The organism is Egibacteraceae bacterium (assembly GCA_035540635.1).
GTDB lineage: Bacteria > Actinomycetota > Nitriliruptoria > Euzebyales > Egibacteraceae > DATLGH01.
This window is the reverse complement of sequence record DATLGH010000099.1, coordinates 1-17081: the sequence shown is the minus strand read 5'-3', so window position 1 is coordinate 17081 and position 17081 is coordinate 1. Positions and strand designations below refer to the sequence as shown.

The following is a 17081-nucleotide window of genomic DNA, read 5'->3' as shown; positions in this document are numbered from 1 at the left end:
CTGTTAGCCTGTCGGCATCTGGCGGCCGACGCGGCAAAGGCGGCGCATGCTCGACAAGCTCCTCGTGGCCAACCGCGGCGAGATCGCGATCCGGGCCTTCCGCGCCGCCTACGAGCTCGGCATCGCCACCGTCGCCGTGTACACCCACGAGGACCGCGGCGCCCTGCACCGGGTGAAGGCCGGGGAGGCCTACCCGATCGGCGAGCCCGGCCATCCGGTCCGCGCCTACCTCGACATCCCCACGCTCGTCGCGACGGCGCAGCGGGTGGGCGCCGACGCGATCTACCCGGGCTACGGGTTCCTGTCGGAGAGCACCGAGTTCGCCCGCGCGTGCGCCGAGAAGGGCCTCGTGTTCGTCGGGCCGCCGCCGGAGGTGCTCGCGCTCACGGGTGACAAGCGCACCGCCCGCCGCGCCGCCGCGGCCGCGGGCATCCCCGTGCTGCGTGCGTCCGAGGCGCTTCACGATCCCGCCGAGGCCGCCGAAGCCGCCGAGGCGATCGGCTACCCGGTGTTCGTGAAGGCCGCTTCGGGCGGCGGCGGGCGGGGGCTGCGGCGGGTCGAGCACCCCGATGACCTCGCCGCCGCCGTCGAGACCGCCTCGAGGGAGGCCGCCGGCGCCTTCGGTGACGGGACGGTGTTCCTCGAGCGGGCGCTCGTGCGCCCCCGCCACATCGAGGTCCAGCTGCTCGCCGACGCGGCCGGCGAGGTCATCCACCTCTACGAGCGCGACTGCTCCGTGCAGCGCCGTCACCAGAAGGTCGTCGAGATGGCGCCCGCGCCGAACCTCGACCCCGACCTGCGCGCGCGGATCTGCGCCGACGCCGTCCGCTTCGGCGAGGTCGTCGGCTACCGCAACGCGGGGACCGTGGAGTTCCTCGTCGACGCGGCCGGGCGTCACGCCTTCATCGAGATGAACCCCCGCATCCAGGTCGAGCACACCGTCACCGAGGAGATCACCGACGTCGACATCGTGCAGGCGCAGCTGCAGATCGCCACCGGCATGCGCCTCGCCGACCTCGGGCTGTCGCAAGACGCGGTCCGCCCCCGCGGCGTGGCCATCCAGTGCCGGGTCACGACCGAGGACCCCGCGAACGGCTTCCGGCCCGACACCGGGCGCATCACCGGCTACCGCAGCGCGGCGGGAGCGGGGATCCGCCTCGACACGGGTTCTGGCTTCGTCGGCGCCGAGGTGAGCGCCTACTTCGACTCCCTGCTCGTGAAGCTCACCGCCCGGGGCCGCGACCTGCCGGCCGCCGCCGCCCGCGCCCGCCGCGCGCTCGCCGAGTTCCGGGTCCGGGGCGTCGCGACGAACGTCGCGTTCCTGCGGGCGGTGCTGAGCGACCCCGACTTCCTCGCCGGGCGAACCGACACGAGCTTCGTCGACGACCGCCCGCACCTCACGAAGGTGAGCGCCGGCGCCGACCGCGGGAGCCGCCTGCTCGCCTACCTCGCCGACGTCACCGTCAACCGCCCGCACGGGACCACCCCCGCGGGTTCCGACCCCCGCACGAAGCTCCCGGAGCTCGACGAGCTCCGGGCCACCGAGCCCCCCGCCGGCTCCCGCCAGCGGCTCGCCGAGCTCGGACCCGCACGCTTCGCCCGCTGGCTGCGCGAGGTGACCGCCCTGCAGGTCACCGACACGACCATGCGCGACGCCCACCAGTCGCTGCTGGCCACGCGGATGCGGACCTTCGACATGCTCGTGGCGGCCCCGGCCGTCGCCCACCGGCTACCGCAGCTGCTCAGCCTCGAGGCGTGGGGCGGGGCCACGTACGACGTCGCGCTGCGGTTCCTCCACGAGGACCCGTGGGAGCGGCTCGCGCAGCTGCGTGAGGCGGTGCCGAACATCTGTCTGCAGATGCTCCTGCGGGGTCAGAACGCCGTCGGCTACACCGGCTACCCCCCCGACATGGTCCGCGCGTTCGTCGCCGAGGCGTCGGCTGCGGGGGTCGACATCTTCCGCATCTTCGACGCGCTGAACGACGTGGCCCAGATGCGCCCGGCGATCGAAGCGGCCCTGGAGGCCGGCGGCGTCGCCGAGGGGACGCTGTGCTACACCGGCGACCTGTCCGACCCGGCCCAGAAGGTCTACACCCTCGACCACTACCTGCGTGTCGCCGAGCGCCTCGTCGAGGCCGGGGCGCACGTGCTGTGCGTGAAGGACATGGCCGGTCTGCTGCGCGCCCCGGCCGCGCGGCGTCTCGTCGGGGCGCTGCGCGCCGCGTTCGACCTGCCCGTGCACCTGCACACCCACGACACCGCCGGCGGTCAGCTCGGCACGTACCTCGCGGCGCTCGACGCGGGGGTCGACGCGGTCGACGGCGCCGCAGCGCCGCTGTCGGGCATGACGAGCCAGCCCAACCTCGCCGCCATCGTCGCCGCGACCGACCACACCGACCGCGCGACCGGCCTGTCGCTTGACGCCCTCGGCGAGCTCGAGCCCTACTGGGAGGCGGTGCGCAACCTCTACGCGCCGTTCGAGTCGGGTCTGCGGTCACCGACCGGGACCGTCTACCACCACGAGATCCCGGGCGGCCAGCTGTCCAACCTCCGCCAGCAGGCCACGGCGCTCGGCCTCGCCGACCGCTTCGAGGACGTCGAGCGACTCTACGCCCGCTGCGACGACCTGCTCGGTGGCCTCATCAAGGTCACCCCGACGAGCAAGGTCGTCGGTGACCTCGCCTTGTACCTCGCCTCGAGCGGCATCGACCCCGACGCCCTCGCCGAGGACCCCGGCCACTTCGACCTCCCCGCGTCGGTCATCGGCTTCCTGCAGGGCGAGCTCGGCGAGCCGCCGGGGGGATGGCCGGAGCCGTTCCGCACCGCCGCGCTGCGCGGCAAGCCCACGTCACCGTCCGCCCACAGCCGCTCGAGCAGCGAAGCGGCCCTGGATGAAGAGCAGCGCGCCGGGCTGGCGGAGCCCGGCCCCGCACGCCGGGCGCTGCTCGACCGGATGCTGTTCCCCGGCCCCGCCGCGTCGCGGGCCGAGGCCGTCGAGCGCTTCGGGAACCTCGCGGTCCTTCCCACCCGGGCGTTCCTGTACGGCCTGGAGCCGGGGGAGGAGGTCGAGGTCGACCTCGGCCCGGGAGTGCGCCTGTTCATCGCGCTCGAGGCGATCGGCGAACCCGACGAGCGCGGAATCCGCACCGTGCTCTGCACGCTCAACGGCCAGACGCGGCCGGCTGACGCCCGCGACCGCAGCATCGAGCCGGCCACCGCGCCGGTCGAGAAGGCCGACCCCGCCGACCCCGGCCACGTCGCCGCCCCGCTGACCGGGGTCGTCACCGTCACCGTCGAGGAGGGCGACGAGGTCGGGGCCGGCCAGTCGATCGCCACCATCGAGGCGATGAAGATGGAGTCCGCGGTGAGCGCGCCGGTGGACGGGAAGGTCCGGCGCGTCGCGGTCCGCTCGGGCGCCAACGTCGAGCCGGGCGACCTGCTCGTCGTGGTCGAGCCGGCCCGCTCCTGAAGAAGGTCGCGCGCCACCCGTCGGGGAGTTCTCGTGGTCAGGGGCGGGGTCGAACCGCCGACCTCTCGTTTTCAGCAGGACCTTGCCGCCGGCGCGGCGTGCCTGCTCGACGATCTCGACCAGGTCGGGGGTGGCAACCATGGACGCCTCGTCAACTTACGCGGTCGGAGCCCAGCAGCTCGCGGACGGCGCCTGCCTGATCCTGCCCGAGGCCGTGCGCAACGACGGCGCTCTCCACGACGTCGCGTTCGAGTGTGCGCCCGGTGGGTTCGGCGGCGACGGCGAGCAGCCAGGCCTCCTGGTCGAGCGTGGCCGCCAGGGTCCAGCGCTGCCGGTCGGGTTGTTGATAGACGCTGGTGCCGTCCCGGCGTTGCAGCTCGGCGGGCGCGTCGAGAACGTCCGGCGTCGTGACGCCCACCAGCGCCGGGTGGCTGACTGCCCGGGCGACCAGCCGCTCACCTGGGCGTGGAGTTCTGCCTTGGGCAGCGCGCTGGGTGGGAGGACGTCGAGGGCGGCGCGCAGCAGGTCGTGGCAGGTGAACGTCGCCCGGCCGCTGTCCGCGAGGCTTGCCAGGAGCCGTTCCAGCGGGTCGGCGTGGTCTGCAGGATTGCGAGGTTGCGCCCGGGCGAGCACCTGCTCGGGGAGGCGGGCGAGCTGGCGTCCGTGGCGGCGGGCGGTGGCCTCCCACCGCTCCAGCGCCTCGCTGGGATCCAGGTCGCGCTTGCGTTGGCGGGTCTGGGCTCAGGCGGTCTGGGCCATCGCCGATAGCACCGCTGGCGGCGCGTCCACGCCGTACTTGTCGCGATAGGCGGCGGCCAGGTCCTGGACGGCAGCGGTGATCGCGCGGCGGCGGGACGAGAAGGCCTCGATCAGCTCGTCGTCCACACCTCGCCGGACGGCGGGTTCGATGTCGCGTGGACCTCGTGCCACGCCGGCACGGCGCCCGCCTCTGGCCATGACGACAGCTCATCCCTGGCCTCCCGCCGATGCCCGGGATGCGACCGCGATCGTGCGCCTGACTCCTACCATGGACGCGCCCCGGCGCCGGCGGTCGAAGACCCCGAAGCGGCCAGGCTGGAGCTGTTCGTCGGACTCGCGGAGAGCGCCGTTGTCACGGTCGCATCTCGCTCGGGGCGGGAGTGAGAGTCCGTGCAAGGGCGACCCGGTAGACTTCCGCTGTGAGCCAATCCCGTCGTTCTGTCTCGATCGACTCAGCGCTGTACGAGCGTGCGGCCGCGGCCGCGGCCGAGGACGCCGTGGCGACCGAGGAGCTCGTGGAGCGGGCTTTGCGTCGGTTGCTCGCCCTGCGGGCGTTGGGCCGTCTGCAGGCCGCGAGCCCGTGGCAGGACCTGTCCGAAGGCGAGGTCATGGACATCGTCGTCGCTGAGCAGAAGGCTGCTCGTGCCCAGCGGCGTGCCCACGCGTCCTGACCTGTGCGGGTCGTCGTCGACCCGAACGTGATCGTGTCGGCCATGCTGACCCCCGGCAGCGCTCCGGACCGTGTCCTGCAGGCCGCCCTCGGCGGGACGATCACCGTCATCGTGTCGCCGAAGCTGTTGCAAGAGGTTCGCGAGGTCACCGCTCGTCCGAAGTTCGAGTGGCTGGATCGCGAGGAGGTCGATCGGGTGCTCGACGGACTGGCTGCCTGTGAGAGCGCCGCTGATCCGACCGAGGTGCCGGCCGTCACGCGCGATCCCGGCGATGACTACTTGATCGCGCTGGCGCGCACCGCGGGGGCCGAGATGCTCGTTTCCGGCGATCTCGATCTGCTCGAAGCCGAGATCTCGGAACCGGCGGTCCTGAACCCGCGAGGGTTCGTGGACGGGCACCTCGGCGGGTCCTGAGCTCCACGGCCTGCACAGGATCGGAGGCAGTCCCGCCCGGCGCTTCGGATGATCGCCGTGTCGCGGCGCTCGGCGAAGCCGGTGCCCTTGCAGGCGGCGAGTAGGGCGCGCAGGTCGTCGTCGGTCAGCACCGGTACGGGCTGCTCGGGGACGTGCGGGACGTGCATGCCCGCCATCGGGTCGGCGGTCAGCTCGCCCTCGGCGACGAGCCACTTTGTGAGCTGCTGCAGGCTGCGGTAGCGGAAGGCGACCGTCGTCGGCTTCCGGCGGTCGGCGAGGTCCGGCGAGGTAGTCGGTGATGAGGTCCCGGTCGAGGTCGGTCCGACCATGGGCGGCAGCGAACGCGGCGAGCTGGCGGGCCGAGTCGGTGTACGTCTCGATCGTGCGTGGGGAGCGGTTGCAGGCCCGCAGCGAGCGCGACCGCTGGCGTAGCAGAGGGTCGAACAGGTCCACTCAGTCTAGAACATCCGCTCAGTGTGCGCGATGTTAGCCCGCGTTATGGGCGAGAGAGCGGGAAACCCTTGCGGGGAGTGGCTTTGTGGTCAGGGGCGGGGTCGAACCGCCGACCTCTCGATTTTCAGTCGAGCGCTCTACCGACTGAGCTACCTGACCAGGACGGGGGGAGTCGAGCGGACCTGACGGGATTTGAACCCGCGACCTTCACCTTGACAGGGTGACGAGCACTCCTAGCTGCTCCACAGGTCCTCGTGTGCTGCTCCTGCGCGGCCCCGACGCTCGTAGGCCGTGCAGGACTCGAACCCGCTCCGCCGGATTAAAAGTCCGGAGCTCTACCCGTTGAGCTAACGGCCCGTGGATGAGCAGACTACCTCCCGGCGGCGCGCTGCGCGCAGTGTACCCACCGGCGCGGGGACCCGCTAGCGAGCCAGGGGGGCGGCCTCAGCGGGGCCCGCAGTCCCGGCACACGCCGCGGACGACGAGATCGACGTTCTCGGCGGTGAAACCGTGGCTCGTCGCCAGGTGCTCGCGGGTCTGGGCGACGAGACCCCCGCGGTGGTGGGTGACGCTGCCGCAGGAACGGCACACGAGGTGGAACTCCTCGTCGGGGTGGGCGACCTCCCAGTGACCCTTGCCGTCGATGAGGCGGACCTCCTTCGCGAGGTCGAGCGCCGCGAGCAGCGCGAGCGTGCGGTACACGCTCGCGAGGTTGAAGTCGGGCACCACCCGGGTGACTGCGCTGTGGATGTCCTCGGCGGTGAGGTGGCGGTCGGCGCGCCGGAGAACATCCCAGACGAGCTGGCGCTGGGGGGTGAGGCGGTACCCCTCGTCGCGGAGGCGATGGCCGACGTCCATTGGGGCATCGTACGCTGCGGCCGATGGTGCGCATCCAGGTGTCGGCGACCCTCGACGAGCCGCTCCTCGTCGAGGTGCGTGCCCTCATCGACGAGGTGACCCGCCTCGAGGGCCACGCGCCGGTCGGTGAGCACAAGTACGCCCACCTCGTCGCGGGTGCCCGGGACTGGACCGGCGTGCTCGCACACGAAGGCGACGACCTCGTCGGCTACGCCCACGTGCGCTGGAACGCCGCGGGCGCCCGACCGCGGGCGGCCGCGGAGGTGGTCGTGCGCCCCGACCGCGAGGACCGTGAGGCGCTCGCCCTGCGCCTGCTCGACGCGACCCAGACCCTCATCGCCCGCACGGGCGGCGGCCCGCTCTTCCTCTGGGTGCGCCGGGTCGCCGACGCGCGGTCGACGCTTGCCGCGCGGGCCGGCTTCGGGGTCCAGCGCGAGCTGCTGCTGATGACCCGCGCGCTGCCCGACCGCCCGGCCGTAGAGCGCCCGCCGGAGGGGGTGACGCTCCGCGCCTACCGGCCGGGCGCCGACGACGGCGCGCTACTGCGGGTGAACAACGCCGCCTTCGTCGGACATCCCGAGCAGGGGGGCTGGGACCGGTCGACGCTCGAGCAGCGCCGCCGCCAGCCGTGGTTCTCCGCCGAGGGCGTCATCCTCGCCTGGGGGGCCGACGACCTGCTCGGCTTCCACTGGACGAAGTGGCATGGCCACGACGCGGGGCCCGTCGCCGCCCATGAGCCCGTCGGGGAGGTCTACGTCCTCGCCGTCGACCCCGCCGCGCAGGGCCGCGGGCTCGGGCGGCTGCTTCTCGCCGCCGGGCTGGCCCATCTCCACGACCGCGGCTGCCGCCAGGCGATCCTCTACGTGGACGCCTCGCACGCGGGCCCGGTGGCCCTCTACCGCTCCGCCGGCTTCACCGCCGTGTCGACCGAGGTCTGCTACGAGAAGAAGATCCCTCCGGCGGGCGTCTCCCGGGAGGACCTCCTCCGCCCCGCGTAGGTCCTGGCGACGACCGCTCAGGGAGCGGGCGTGCCTCCGTCCCCTTGTTCGGGGTCGCGCCGCGCCGAGCCTTCACCGACGCCCTGCGGGTCGAGCTTGTAGCCGACGCCGCGGACGGTGCCGATGAGCTGTTCGTGCTCGGGGCCCAGCTTGGCGCGCAGCCGGCGGATGTGGACGTCGACGGTGCGGGTGCCGCCGAAGTAGTCGTAGCCCCACACCTCCTGGAGCAGCTGCCCGCGGGTGAAGACCCGCCCGGGATGCGCGACGAGGTAGCGCAGGAGCTCGAACTCGCGGTAGGTGAGGTCCAGCGGCCGTCCGCGCAGGCGGACGATGTAGGTGTCCTCGTCGATGAGCAGGTCGCCGACCCTCGCCGTGTGCTGGCGGTGCGCGGCCCGGGCCCGGTCGGCGGCCAGCCGCAGGCGCGTCTCCACCTCGGCGGGCTGGGCCGAGGGCGACACGAAGTCGTCGAACCCCCAGCTCGCCTTCACCGCTGCCAGGCCCCCGTCGCCGACGACGAGCAGGACGGGCCGGGGAGACTCGGCCGACGCCGCCGCGCGGCAGACCTGCGACGCGGCCGCGAGGTCGCCGGTCGCGTCGACGACGACGAGGTCGGCGGGCGCCGCGGCGGCGAGCGACTCCGGTGCCAGCCGCGCGGCCGCGACGGTGTGGTCGAGGAACTCGAGCGCGGGCAGCAGGGCCTTGCCCGCCCCCGATGCGTCGGACAGCACGATGAGATGCAACCGGCGGCCTCCAGTCCACGTGGGGCTGCACGAGGAGCCTAGCGCAGCGCCCCGGGCCGCTGACGGAACGCGGGCGGCCCTCCGATGGCCGGATGCCGTACGGTGTCACCGGCACGCCTGACAGGACAGGAGCGGCAGCGGATGGCGGTGCGGGTGCGGCTGTTCGCGGCGCTGCGCGAGGCCGCGGGCACGAGCGAGACGACCGCGAGCCCCGGCCCGCTGCCAACCGTCCTCGACGAGCTGCGCGCCCGCTACGACGAGCGCTTCGCCGCGCGCCTCGCCGTGTGCGCCGTGCTCGTCGACGGCAACCCCACCCCGCTCGACGCCCCGGTCGACGTGCCCGACGGCGGCGAGGTTGCGCTCCTGCCGCCGTTCAGCGGGGGTGCGAGGCGAGAGCCGTCTGGCTGGCTTGACACGGCGTCCGCCCCCGGCGTGTGCTCGTCGCTGCGTGACGGCCCATCCCGCAACCGGTTCGTATAGGGTGAGCCGATGACGAACACGGCGGCGGCAGCCGTGCTCGCGGCGGTGACGCTCGCCGCCCTGGCCGCGGGCGCTCTGGTTTTCGCCGTCGTGGTGCTCGTCGTCGCCGGGGTCGTGCTCGCCGACTTCGCTGCGGTGCTGTCGCGCGCGGGCCCGCGACCCATCACGCTCGCCGCGGCGGTGCCGGGCGTGGGGCTGCCCGCGGCCATCGCCTTCCAGCCGGACAACGCCTGGACGGCGGTGCCCGACTTCGTCGCCGCGGGGGTCCTCGCCGCGTTCGCGATGGCCCTTGCCTTCGGCCGCCGTCGCGGGGTGACGGCGGCCCTCGGCGGCACCGCCCTCGCCGGCCTGGCGGTGGGCCTCGGCGCGAGCGGCCTCCTGCTGCTCAGCGGGCTCCCCGAGGGCTGGCGCTGGATCCTCGGGGTGCTGCTTCTGGCCACCGCGGTCGACGCCGTGCGCCAGGAGGCCGCCACCCGGGTCAAGGCCGTCCCCGCCGGCGCCATGACCGTCGCCGTCGCACTGCTGCTCGCGGGCGGGCTCGCGCTCGCGGCCGATCCGCCGTTCAACCTGTCGAGCGCCGCCGGGGTCGCGGCGGTTGCGCTGCTCGCCGCCGCCGCGGCGGGCCTGCTCCGCGAGGCCGTCGACGACGCCGTCGCGAACGCCCGCGCCGACGCGGCCACCCCGGAGGCGGTAACACGATCGCCGCGCCTGCCTGTGGGCCTGCTGACCGCCGCCGCCACGCCGGTCCTGCTCGCCGCGCCGGCCGCGTACGCCCTCGCCCGCCTCGCCTCGCTGTAGCGCGCCGGGCCGGCGGGCCCTTCCCGCCACGGCGGCGCCCCGTCCACAACCCGGTTTTCTCTGTTTACACTACCACTTGCCCTTTGAAGGTGGGAGCCGAACGGATAACACTGGCCCGGTCAGTGCAAACTCTGTGCGCTGCCCGAGGAGGAACCCATGGCCCCCGCGTCCGGTGCGCTCGCCGAGCGCCCGACCGCCCGTCGACGGGCGGTCAGCGTGGCGCGGGCGCTCGGCTCGACGACCCGCGCGGCGATCTACGCGCACCTGCAGGCCGTGGACGGGCCACTGACCGTTCGGGACGTGGCCGGCGCGTTCGACCTGCATCCCAACGTCGCCCGCACCCATCTCGAGACCCTCGCGGACGCGGGGCTCGTCGGCGTCGGTCTCCGCAAGCACCCCGGCGGTGGACGCCCGGCCAAGCTGTACCAGGCGCACAGCGACGTGCCGGACGGAGCCGAGGGCCTGGGCGCGAACGGGCCCGGCGGCTCGGCCAGCGCCTCCCTGCTCGTGCGACTGCTCGCCGGCCTTCTCGACGCCCCGGCGGGGCAGCAGGGCCAGTCGGCCTCCCTCGCCAGCCGCGCGCACGACGCGGCCGCAACCGAGGCCCGCCGCCTCGTGCTCGCCGACCACCAGCGCCAGCAGCTCGACCCTGCGCAGACGCTCGAGGAGGTCGCCGAGAGGGCGCTGCGGTCCCTGCGGCAGCTGGCCCCCGACACCAGGGTCGCGAGGGCCGGGCGCGACTGGGTCGACGTCACCGGGCTGCACGGCACCTTCTCCCTGCTCGCCGAGGCCCGTCCGGACCTCGCCGACGCCCTCGAGCGCGGCCTGCTCTGCGGGGCGCTGGCGGGCGCCGGCGTCCCCGTCACGCTCGCCGACGCCGGGGAGGTCCCCGGCCGGGGGCGCGTCTGGCGTGCGCGCGCGACGGGACAGGCGGCTGCCCGACCCGCCGTGCAGCCGGTGGACGGCGTCGACGTCCGCGGCCAGCCGCGGGAGACCGGCGTGGTACGGGCGATGCGGGCCGTCACGCGCCTGCGTGCCGGCGACGTCCTCGAGGTGCTCGCCGAGGGTCCGGGGTCCCCCGCGGCCTTCGCCCGGTGGGCGGACCGTGCGGGTCATCAGCTGCTCGGCGTGGAGCGTGCCACCGACGCAGCCGGCCGCCCCGGCATCCGCCTGCTCATCAGGAAGGGCGCGTAGATGCGCCACACCGTCCTGGTCTCCCGCGACCCGCGCTGGGCCCTCGCACTCGCTCGCGCCTGGTCGAGCGCGGGCGACACCGTCGCGGTCGTCCTGCTCGACCGCGCTGCGGCGCTCGCACGGCCCGGGCACGCCGACGCCGACGCGGTCGTGGAGGCCCTCGCCGCGGGCGTGGAGGTGAGCGTGCACGACGACGCGCTGCGCCGCCGGGGACTCGCCGCCCGGCGGGTCACCGAAGGGTGCAAGACCGTCGACCTCGACGAGATCGCCGACCTCGTCACCGACGGCGCCGACCGGGCGGTGTGGCTGTGACCGCCGCGTGCGCGTCAGTGGAGGTGGCCCGCTGATGCCCCGCACCATCGCCCTCGTCCTCGCCGGCGGCGTCACGACCGAGCGCACCGCTACCGCCCTCAGGCTCGCCGAGCGGGTCCTCAACCGCGGTCACCGGGTGACGGTGTTCGCCCACGACGACGCGACGGTGCTGTCGGCCGGCTCGGGCGAGGTCGGGCGGGCCGTCGCCGCGCTGCTGCGCCGCGGCGTCCACGGCGGCACCCTCGACTGGGTCGTCGACGGCAACGCCGCCCGCCGCCTCGGCGTCGCCGACCGCCAGGCGCCCGGCGTCGTGACCGGTGACCACGCAGACCTGTGGGCGTTCGTGCGCACGGCCGACGTCGTGCTGTCCGCGGGAGGTGCGCCATGAGCACCGGCGGCGCACCGGGGGAGGCGTAGGGATGGCCCGTCGTGTGGTCAGCCTGCTGCAGGGCGTCGCCGGGGCGCTGCTCGCCACCGAGCCCGCCCTCGAGGCGAACGCGTACGCCGTCGCTGAGGACGTCGACCTCACGCTCGTGCTGCGCGGGCCGGCGGTCGAGCTCGCCGTGGCCGGGGGCGAGACCCGGCCCGGCCAGCTCGCCGGGGTCGGGCTGCCGCCGGCGGCCAGCGCCCAGGACCTGCGTGGCCTCATCGAGAGCGGGGTCGCGGTGCTCGTCACCGGGGCCGAGCTCGACCGCCTGGGCCTCGCCCCCGACGACCTCGTCCCCGGCGTCGCGCTGTGCGACGACGGCGACCTCGCCGAGGCGCTGCGCACCGCCGACGCGGTGATCGACTGGTGAGCAAAGGAGCAACGACCATGGAGATCGACGTCCGGGGTCCCCGGTTCTCCGCCGCTCTGACCTTCCTCGTCCTCGCGGCCGCGTTCCTCACGCAGTCGGCGGCGCTGCTCGCGTTCCAGGTTGCGGTGTTCGCCGTGGCCGCGCTCGCAGGGCTGCGCTGGTCGCCCTACGGAAACGTCTTCCGCTTTTTGAAGCGCCGCCTCGACTGGGGGCCGCCGCCGGCGACCGAGCCCGAGGCGGGCCCGCGCTTCTCCCAGCTCATGGGCCTGATCTTCACCGGTGCGGGGCTGGCCGCCGTGCTCACCGGCGCAACGACCCTCGGGTGGGGGCTCGTGCTCGTCGTGGTTGCCCTGTCGGGGCTGCTCGCCGCGACCGGCCTCTGCGTCGGTTGCGAGGTGTACGCGATCGGCCGGCGCGCGCTCGGCACGCGTCGGGCGGGCGACGAGCGGTCGTCCTCCCGCGGGAGCCCGGCGTGAGCGCTGGGCGGGTCGTAACGAGGTCGCGATGAGCGAGTGGCTCGTCCTGGCCACGGTCGTGGCCGCCACCGGTGCCTTCGCACTGTGGTGGCGGGCGCACGACGGGAAGGTGCGCGCGGTCGACGATCGCTTCACCGGCGAGGAGCTCGCCGCGATCGGCGCCCCGCCCGAGCGGCGCCTCCTCGTGGCGTTCACCGCCCCGTCGTGCGCCCCGTGCACCATGGCGCGCCGCGTCCTCGAGGAGGTCGCCGGAGACCGTGACGACGTGGCCGTGCGGGCCGCCGACGTCGGCGACCACCTCGACCTCGCCCGCGCGCACGGGGTGCTGCGCACGCCGACGACCTTCGCGTTGGAAGTCGACGGCACGGTCCTCGGCCGGGTCGCCGGCGTCCCCACCGCCGCCGACGTCCACGCCCTGCTCGACGCCGGTGCCGTGCCCGACAGCAGCCGCGCCGCCTGAGGCGTCAGTACACGAGGGCCTGGGTGCCCTCCGCGGTCGCGAGCTCCACGAACAGCGCCGAACCGGCCATCCGCGTACCGGGGCGGAAGTCGGCCTCGGCGAGGCCCCGGCGGGTGGCGCAGGGCGTGCACACCGTGACGGTGCCGCCGGCGTAGAGCGCGGCGAGCAGGTCCGTGATCGGCGGAGCGTCGGGGACCTCCAGCTCCCCCGCCACCTCGTCCCGCGCGAGGGTGACGCCCTCAATGGCGAGGAACAGGTGCACGTCGACGCCGCTGGCCAGCGCCACCGCGGCGACGTTGCAGCCGATGTGCGCGCGCTCGGGATCGTCGAGCGCATGGGTGACCTTCACAACCATCGACCGGCCCATAGGGCTCACCCTACCGCTGCGGGGAGGGGGCGAAAAGGAGGGCCGCCCGGGCGGGGAGGTCCCCAGGCCCGGGCGGCCGGCATCCAACACTCGCCGTCTATGTCGCGTCCCCGGAGCGTCGCGTTGCGAGGCCGGGTGGGTGGGCGTGACCAGCTCCCACGGACGAGACGAGCGGGCGACGAAGTTGGGATTCGCTAGGCATCACGTGGTGTCGGTCGGGATGCCACAGGTAGGACCGAGTGAGGCCTAGCGCCTCATCACCTCGACGGTCACGGAGCGACTATCAGAAATCATGTGCTAGGACCACCTCCTTTCTGTCGTCCGGCAAGGATGCCATCGGCCAGCGCCCGCGGCAACGAGCCGCGAAGAAACTTCGCTGGCCGGCCGTCCGACCCGGGACCTACCAAGCGGTAAGGTCGGGACATGGCGCTGCTGCTCGACGAGACCGCGGTCGTCCGACTGCCCGCCGGGGTCGTCCGGGTCACCGGCCCGGACCGCCTCACCTATCTCCACACCTTGCTGAGCCAGTACCTGCAGGACGCCCGTCCCGGGACCGTCGCGGACTTCCTCCACCTCGACGCGAAGGGCAACCCGCAGGCCGCCGGCCGGGCCGTCGTCCACGCCGAGCATGTCCTGCTCGTCACCCCGCCTGAGGTCGCCGCCGACCTCGCCGCGGCCCTGGAGAAGTTCAAGTTCCTCACCCAGGTCGAGGCCGCCGACGCGAGCGACGAGTTCGCCCTCGCCAGCGTGCGCGGCCCGAAGCCCGTCGCCCTGTCCGCCGCCCGTGACGAGCCGATGACGGCCGTGCCGCACGGCGACGGTCTCGTGGTGCGGGACCGCTCCGGCGGGGTGGACCTGCTCGGCACTCCCGAGTGGGTGGGTGAGCGCGTCGCCGGGCTCGGTCTGCCCGACGCGACCATGGCTGAGTGGGAGGCGTGGCGGATCCGCCACGGCGTGCCAGGGTGGCGCACGGAGATCTCCACCGGACGCCGCGCCCAGGAGCTCGGCCTGCTGCCCACCCACGTGCACCTGAAGAAGGGCTGCTACCCGGGCCAGGAGTCGATCGCGAAGATCTACAACCTCGGCCGGCCCCGGCGCACGCTCGCGGTTGTGGCCTTCGACGGCCCCGTCAGCGAGGGCGCGTCGCTGGCCGCCGAGGGCGGGGCCAAACCGGGCACCGTGACGAGCACGGCCCCCACGGACGACGGCGCGGTGGCCCTCGCGCTCCTGCCGGTCGACCGCGACGGCCGGGTGCCCGAGTGGGTGACCGCCGACGGCGTGACCGGCCGGGTCCTCCGCCGGGTCGGCGAGGGCATGCCGATCCCCGGCGCCTGACGGCGCCCTGCCCCGATCCGCTCAGGGGGACGTCGCGGGCTCGATGACCGTGAGGGTGCCGCGGTCGGCGTCGAGCTCGGCGGCCACGCCCAGGGGCACGGTGAGCTGGCCCGGGCCGTGGCCGATCGGTGCCCCGCCGACCGTGGGCAGACCGAGCTCGGCGGCGAAGGCGGCGAGCACCTCGTCCACGGTGGCGCAGGGACCGCGGGGCTCCTCGCAGCGGGAGAACGCCCCGAATACGAGGCCGGCCGCGCCTTCGACGAGGCCGGCGCGCAGCAGCTGGCGGAGCATCCGGTCGATGCGGTAGGGCCGCTCGCCGACGTCCTCGAGCAGCACGAGGCACCCGCGGGTGTCCGGCTGGTCGGGGGTGCCGACGGCGGCGGCGAGGAGCGACAGGTTGCCGCCGACGAGCGGACCGGCCGCCCGCCCGGGCACGAGCCGCTCCAGCGGCCCGGTCGGCAGCGCCCCGAGCGGGCGGGCATCGGTGAGGGCCCGGCGCAGCGACGCGGCGGAGGCGCCGCCGGTGCGCCGCTCGTTCCACTCGCCGGTGGGGCCGTGGAAGCTCACGACGCCGTGCCGGTGCAAGGCGAGGTGCAGCGCCGTGACGTCGCTGAAGCCGACGAGTGGCTTCGGGTCGGCGCGCAGCAGCCCGCCGTCGAGGCGATCGGTGAGCCGGGAGCAGCCGTAGCCGCCGCGGGCGCACCACACCGCGCGGATCTCCGGGTCGGCGAAGGCGGCGTGCAGGTCGGCGAGACGGTCCTCGTCGCTGCCGGCGAGGAACCCGTCCTCGTGGTGGACGTGCGGCATGACCCGGGTCCGCAGACCCCACTCGGCGAGCAGCGCCATACCCGCCTCGAGGCGGTCGGGGAACCGTACGGGCGACGCCGGCGCCACGACGGCGACCGTGTCGCCCGGTTCGAGCGTGCGGGGGCGCAGCGCTACAGCGACCGCGCGACCCCCAGCGCCCGCGACCACTTGTCGCCGTGCTGGTCGAGGAGCGTGAACAGGGGAGCGGCAGCGCCTTCGGTAAGGGTCATCGGCGGGAGCCTATAGCCTGTCGGCATGCGCGTCCTTCTCGTGTGCCTCGGCAACATCTGCCGCTCGCCGACTGCCGAAGCGGCGCTGCACGAGGCGGCGGAGCAGGCCAGGCTCGACCTCGAGATCGACTCCGCGGGAACGGGGGACTGGCACGTCGGTGATCCCCCTGACGAGCGGATGCGGGCAGCAGCCGCCGCCGTCGGCCTGACCCTGAGCGGCACGGCCCGCCAGATCGCGGCCGAGGACTTCGACCGCTTCGACCTCGTGCTCGTCATGGACCGCGCGAACTACGCCGACGTGTGCGCCCTCGCGCCGGATGAGGAGAGCAAGGCGAAGGTCGCCCTTTTCCGGTCGTTCGATCCCGACGCCGACGGCGAGGACGTGCCCGACCCCTACTACGGCGGCGACGAGGGTTTCCCGCGCGTGGTCGAGATCGTGCGCGCCGGCGCCCGCGGCGTCGTCGCCCACCTCCAGTCACTGGAGGAGGAGCAGGAGTCCCGGCCCCGCTCATGAGCGTGCCGAGCCTGCCGGGGGGCCTCGTGGCCGGCGGAGGGCGGCCCCTCGGCGGCGGGATGATCTGCGAGGTGTGGCGCGCCCGGCTGTCCGACGGCCGGGAGGTCGTCGTGAAGCGTGCTCCCTACCCCGTCGAGGTGGAGGCCGACGGCCTCGCGGCGCTCGCGGAGGCCGGCGCGCCGGTGCCCGAGGTGCTCGCGGCCGAGGACGACGTCCTCGTCCTGGCCGCCGTCGGGGGCCCGCCCGACTGGCCCGGCCTGGGCGCGGCGCTCGCGCGGATGCACCGGTCAACGGGGACAGCGTTCGGCTGGCACCGCGACAACCTCATCGGCTGGCTGCCGCAGCGCAACGACCCCTGCCCGGACTGGCCGGACTTCTACGTCAACCACCGAATCCGCCCGTGGCTCGGCGCGTCGGCGCTGCCCGTCGACGTGCGCCGGCGACTCGAGCGCGCCTGCGAGGGGCCGCTGCAGGCGCTGCTCGACCACGACCCCGAGCCGAGCCTCGTGCACGGCGATCTGTGGAGCGGCAACGTCGTCGACGGGCGCTGGCTCGTCGACCCCGCGGTGTGCTACGCCGACCGCGAGTACGAGCTCGCGTTCATGGACTGCTTCGGCGGTTTCCCCGCGGCCCTCGTCGACGCCTACATCGCCGCGTGGCCCCTCGAGCCGGGCTGGCAGGCTCGCCGTCCCGCCCTGCAGCTCTACCACCTGCTCGTGCACGTCGAGCACTTCGGCGCCGGCTACGTCGGGGGCGTCACCAGCCGTCTCGACGCCCTCGGGTGGTAGGCGCTCAGGCAGCGAAGCGGTAGCGCCCCAGACCGGCGCTCAGGCAGCGAAGCGGTAGCGCCCCAGACCGGCGCTCAGGCAGCGAAGCGGTAGCGCCCCACATCAGGCATGGGCCGGGGCTCGCCGGGGTCGGGCACCGGCCCATGCCTGATGTGGGGCGC

21 protein-coding genes and 3 tRNA genes are annotated in these 17081 nt (G+C 74.5%); 15 read left to right on the top strand and 9 right to left on the bottom strand.

What is annotated here, in order from left to right; translation table 11 throughout:
- Positions 1–46: 46 nt before the first annotated feature.
- A complete protein-coding gene (locus VM324_15180; GenBank protein HVM00631.1) occupies positions 47–3469 on the top strand; it encodes a pyruvate carboxylase in 3423 nt (1140 codons plus the stop codon).
- Between the two features lie 151 nt (positions 3470–3620).
- Here VM324_15180 and VM324_15175 read toward each other — a convergent pair whose 3' ends face one another.
- Entirely contained in the window at positions 3621–3887 is a 267-nt protein-coding gene (locus VM324_15175) for a hypothetical protein (protein ID HVM00630.1), read from the bottom strand.
- Between the two features lie 323 nt (positions 3888–4210).
- Positions 4211–4354 carry a hypothetical protein gene (locus tag VM324_15170; protein HVM00629.1) on the bottom strand — a complete coding sequence of 48 codons (144 nt, stop codon included), beginning with the start codon at positions 4352–4354 and terminating at the stop codon, positions 4211–4213.
- A 293-nt stretch (positions 4355–4647) separates the two neighbouring features.
- Here VM324_15170 and VM324_15165 point away from each other — a divergent pair, with 293 nt between their 5' ends.
- Both VM324_15165 and VM324_15160 read left to right on the top strand, forming a co-directional pair.
- On the top strand, positions 4648–4899 hold the full coding sequence (locus tag VM324_15165; protein ID HVM00628.1) for a hypothetical protein: 252 nt from the start codon (positions 4648–4650) through the stop codon (positions 4897–4899).
- 3 nt (positions 4900–4902) lie between these two features.
- On the top strand, positions 4903–5313 hold the full coding sequence (locus tag VM324_15160) for a putative toxin-antitoxin system toxin component, PIN family (protein HVM00627.1): 411 nt from the start codon (positions 4903–4905) through the stop codon (positions 5311–5313).
- A 539-nt stretch (positions 5314–5852) separates the two neighbouring features.
- Here the strand turns inward: VM324_15160 and VM324_15155 are convergent.
- The 4 genes from VM324_15155 to VM324_15140 form a co-directional block, all read right to left on the bottom strand.
- Positions 5853–5925: transfer RNA gene (locus VM324_15155), tRNA-Phe, on the bottom strand.
- A gap of 18 nt (positions 5926–5943) precedes the next feature.
- Positions 5944–6018, bottom strand: a tRNA-Asp gene (locus VM324_15150).
- 33 nt (positions 6019–6051) lie between these two features.
- Positions 6052–6123 (bottom strand) — tRNA-Lys (locus VM324_15145).
- A gap of 87 nt (positions 6124–6210) precedes the next feature.
- Complete coding sequence (locus VM324_15140; protein HVM00626.1) at positions 6211–6624, bottom strand: Fur family transcriptional regulator; 414 nt, start codon at positions 6622–6624, stop codon at positions 6211–6213.
- 23 nt (positions 6625–6647) lie between these two features.
- Here VM324_15140 and mshD point away from each other — a divergent pair, with 23 nt between their 5' ends.
- On the top strand, positions 6648–7622 hold the full coding sequence (gene mshD, locus VM324_15135; GenBank protein ID HVM00625.1) for a mycothiol synthase: 975 nt from the start codon (positions 6648–6650) through the stop codon (positions 7620–7622).
- Between the two features lie 17 nt (positions 7623–7639).
- Here mshD and VM324_15130 read toward each other — a convergent pair whose 3' ends face one another.
- A complete protein-coding gene (locus VM324_15130) occupies positions 7640–8350 on the bottom strand; it encodes a winged-helix domain-containing protein (protein HVM00624.1) in 711 nt (236 codons plus the stop codon).
- A 153-nt stretch (positions 8351–8503) separates the two neighbouring features.
- Here VM324_15130 and VM324_15125 point away from each other — a divergent pair, with 153 nt between their 5' ends.
- The 8 genes from VM324_15125 to VM324_15090 all read left to right on the top strand — a co-directional run bounded on the left by VM324_15125 (position 8504) and on the right by VM324_15090 (position 12879).
- The gene (locus VM324_15125) at positions 8504–8842 is read left to right on the top strand and encodes a MoaD/ThiS family protein (protein ID HVM00623.1); all 339 of its coding nucleotides are present in this window, start codon (positions 8504–8506) and stop codon (positions 8840–8842) included.
- A 9-nt stretch (positions 8843–8851) separates the two neighbouring features.
- Positions 8852–9640, top strand: a complete 789-nt coding sequence (locus tag VM324_15120) for a hypothetical protein (protein ID HVM00622.1) — start codon at positions 8852–8854, stop codon at positions 9638–9640.
- Positions 9641–9796: 156 nt separating this feature from the next.
- A complete protein-coding gene (locus VM324_15115; GenBank protein ID HVM00621.1) occupies positions 9797–10834 on the top strand; it encodes a helix-turn-helix domain-containing protein in 1038 nt (345 codons plus the stop codon).
- Positions 10835–11146, top strand: coding sequence for a DsrE family protein (locus VM324_15110; protein HVM00620.1), 312 nt, complete (start codon positions 10835–10837; stop codon positions 11144–11146).
- A 34-nt stretch (positions 11147–11180) separates the two neighbouring features.
- Positions 11181–11534 carry a DsrE family protein gene (locus VM324_15105; protein ID HVM00619.1) on the top strand — a complete coding sequence of 118 codons (354 nt, stop codon included), beginning with the start codon at positions 11181–11183 and terminating at the stop codon, positions 11532–11534.
- A gap of 31 nt (positions 11535–11565) precedes the next feature.
- Positions 11566–11943: a DsrE family protein gene (locus tag VM324_15100; protein HVM00618.1), complete on the top strand. Its 378-nt coding sequence runs from the start codon at positions 11566–11568 to the stop codon at positions 11941–11943.
- A 17-nt stretch (positions 11944–11960) separates the two neighbouring features.
- Positions 11961–12419, top strand: a complete 459-nt coding sequence (locus VM324_15095) for a DUF4395 domain-containing protein (GenBank protein ID HVM00617.1) — start codon at positions 11961–11963, stop codon at positions 12417–12419.
- 28 nt (positions 12420–12447) lie between these two features.
- Positions 12448–12879 carry a thioredoxin family protein gene (locus VM324_15090; protein ID HVM00616.1) on the top strand — a complete coding sequence of 144 codons (432 nt, stop codon included), beginning with the start codon at positions 12448–12450 and terminating at the stop codon, positions 12877–12879.
- A gap of 4 nt (positions 12880–12883) precedes the next feature.
- Here the strand turns inward: VM324_15090 and VM324_15085 are convergent, their stop codons facing one another.
- Positions 12884–13246, bottom strand: coding sequence for a DsrE family protein (locus VM324_15085; protein ID HVM00615.1), 363 nt, complete (start codon positions 13244–13246; stop codon positions 12884–12886).
- 423 nt (positions 13247–13669) lie between these two features.
- Between VM324_15085 and VM324_15080 the strand changes: the two genes are divergently transcribed.
- Entirely contained in the window at positions 13670–14581 is a 912-nt protein-coding gene (locus VM324_15080; GenBank protein ID HVM00614.1) for a hypothetical protein, read from the top strand.
- A gap of 21 nt (positions 14582–14602) precedes the next feature.
- On the opposite strand, the gene VM324_15075 is transcribed toward VM324_15080, so the two are convergent.
- Positions 14603–15475 carry an LD-carboxypeptidase gene (locus VM324_15075; GenBank protein HVM00613.1) on the bottom strand — a complete coding sequence of 291 codons (873 nt, stop codon included), beginning with the start codon at positions 15473–15475 and terminating at the stop codon, positions 14603–14605.
- A gap of 168 nt (positions 15476–15643) precedes the next feature.
- On the opposite strand from VM324_15075, the gene VM324_15070 reads away from it, so the two are divergent.
- Together VM324_15070 and VM324_15065 are read left to right on the top strand one after the other, a co-directional pair.
- The gene (locus tag VM324_15070; protein HVM00612.1) at positions 15644–16132 is read left to right on the top strand and encodes a low molecular weight protein-tyrosine-phosphatase; all 489 of its coding nucleotides are present in this window, start codon (positions 15644–15646) and stop codon (positions 16130–16132) included.
- Positions 16129–16920 carry a fructosamine kinase family protein gene (locus VM324_15065; GenBank protein HVM00611.1) on the top strand — a complete coding sequence of 264 codons (792 nt, stop codon included), beginning with the start codon at positions 16129–16131 and terminating at the stop codon, positions 16918–16920. The genes VM324_15070 and VM324_15065 overlap by 4 nt, the downstream gene beginning before the upstream one ends.
- The last annotated feature ends 161 nt before the right edge of the window (positions 16921–17081 follow it).

Coding starts and splice junctions, on each gene's coding strand:
- VM324_15180 (HVM00631.1), top strand. CDS start 47: ATGCTCGACAAGCTCCTCGTGGCCAACCGCGGCGAGATCGCGATCCGG.
- VM324_15140 (HVM00626.1), bottom strand. CDS start 6,624: ATGGACGTCGGCCATCGCCTCCGCGACGAGGGGTACCGCCTCACCCCC.
- mshD (HVM00625.1), top strand. CDS start 6,648: ATGGTGCGCATCCAGGTGTCGGCGACCCTCGACGAGCCGCTCCTCGTC.
- VM324_15125 (HVM00623.1), top strand. CDS start 8,504: ATGGCGGTGCGGGTGCGGCTGTTCGCGGCGCTGCGCGAGGCCGCGGGC.
- VM324_15120 (HVM00622.1), top strand. CDS start 8,852: ATGACGAACACGGCGGCGGCAGCCGTGCTCGCGGCGGTGACGCTCGCC.
- VM324_15115 (HVM00621.1), top strand. CDS start 9,797: ATGGCCCCCGCGTCCGGTGCGCTCGCCGAGCGCCCGACCGCCCGTCGA.
- VM324_15110 (HVM00620.1), top strand. CDS start 10,835: ATGCGCCACACCGTCCTGGTCTCCCGCGACCCGCGCTGGGCCCTCGCA.
- VM324_15105 (HVM00619.1), top strand. CDS start 11,181: ATGCCCCGCACCATCGCCCTCGTCCTCGCCGGCGGCGTCACGACCGAG.
- VM324_15100 (HVM00618.1), top strand. CDS start 11,566: ATGGCCCGTCGTGTGGTCAGCCTGCTGCAGGGCGTCGCCGGGGCGCTG.
- VM324_15095 (HVM00617.1), top strand. CDS start 11,961: ATGGAGATCGACGTCCGGGGTCCCCGGTTCTCCGCCGCTCTGACCTTC.
- VM324_15090 (HVM00616.1), top strand. CDS start 12,448: ATGAGCGAGTGGCTCGTCCTGGCCACGGTCGTGGCCGCCACCGGTGCC.
- VM324_15085 (HVM00615.1), bottom strand. CDS start 13,246: ATGGGCCGGTCGATGGTTGTGAAGGTCACCCATGCGCTCGACGATCCC.
- VM324_15080 (HVM00614.1), top strand. CDS start 13,670: ATGGCGCTGCTGCTCGACGAGACCGCGGTCGTCCGACTGCCCGCCGGG.
- VM324_15070 (HVM00612.1), top strand. CDS start 15,644: ATGCGCGTCCTTCTCGTGTGCCTCGGCAACATCTGCCGCTCGCCGACT.
- VM324_15065 (HVM00611.1), top strand. CDS start 16,129: ATGAGCGTGCCGAGCCTGCCGGGGGGCCTCGTGGCCGGCGGAGGGCGG.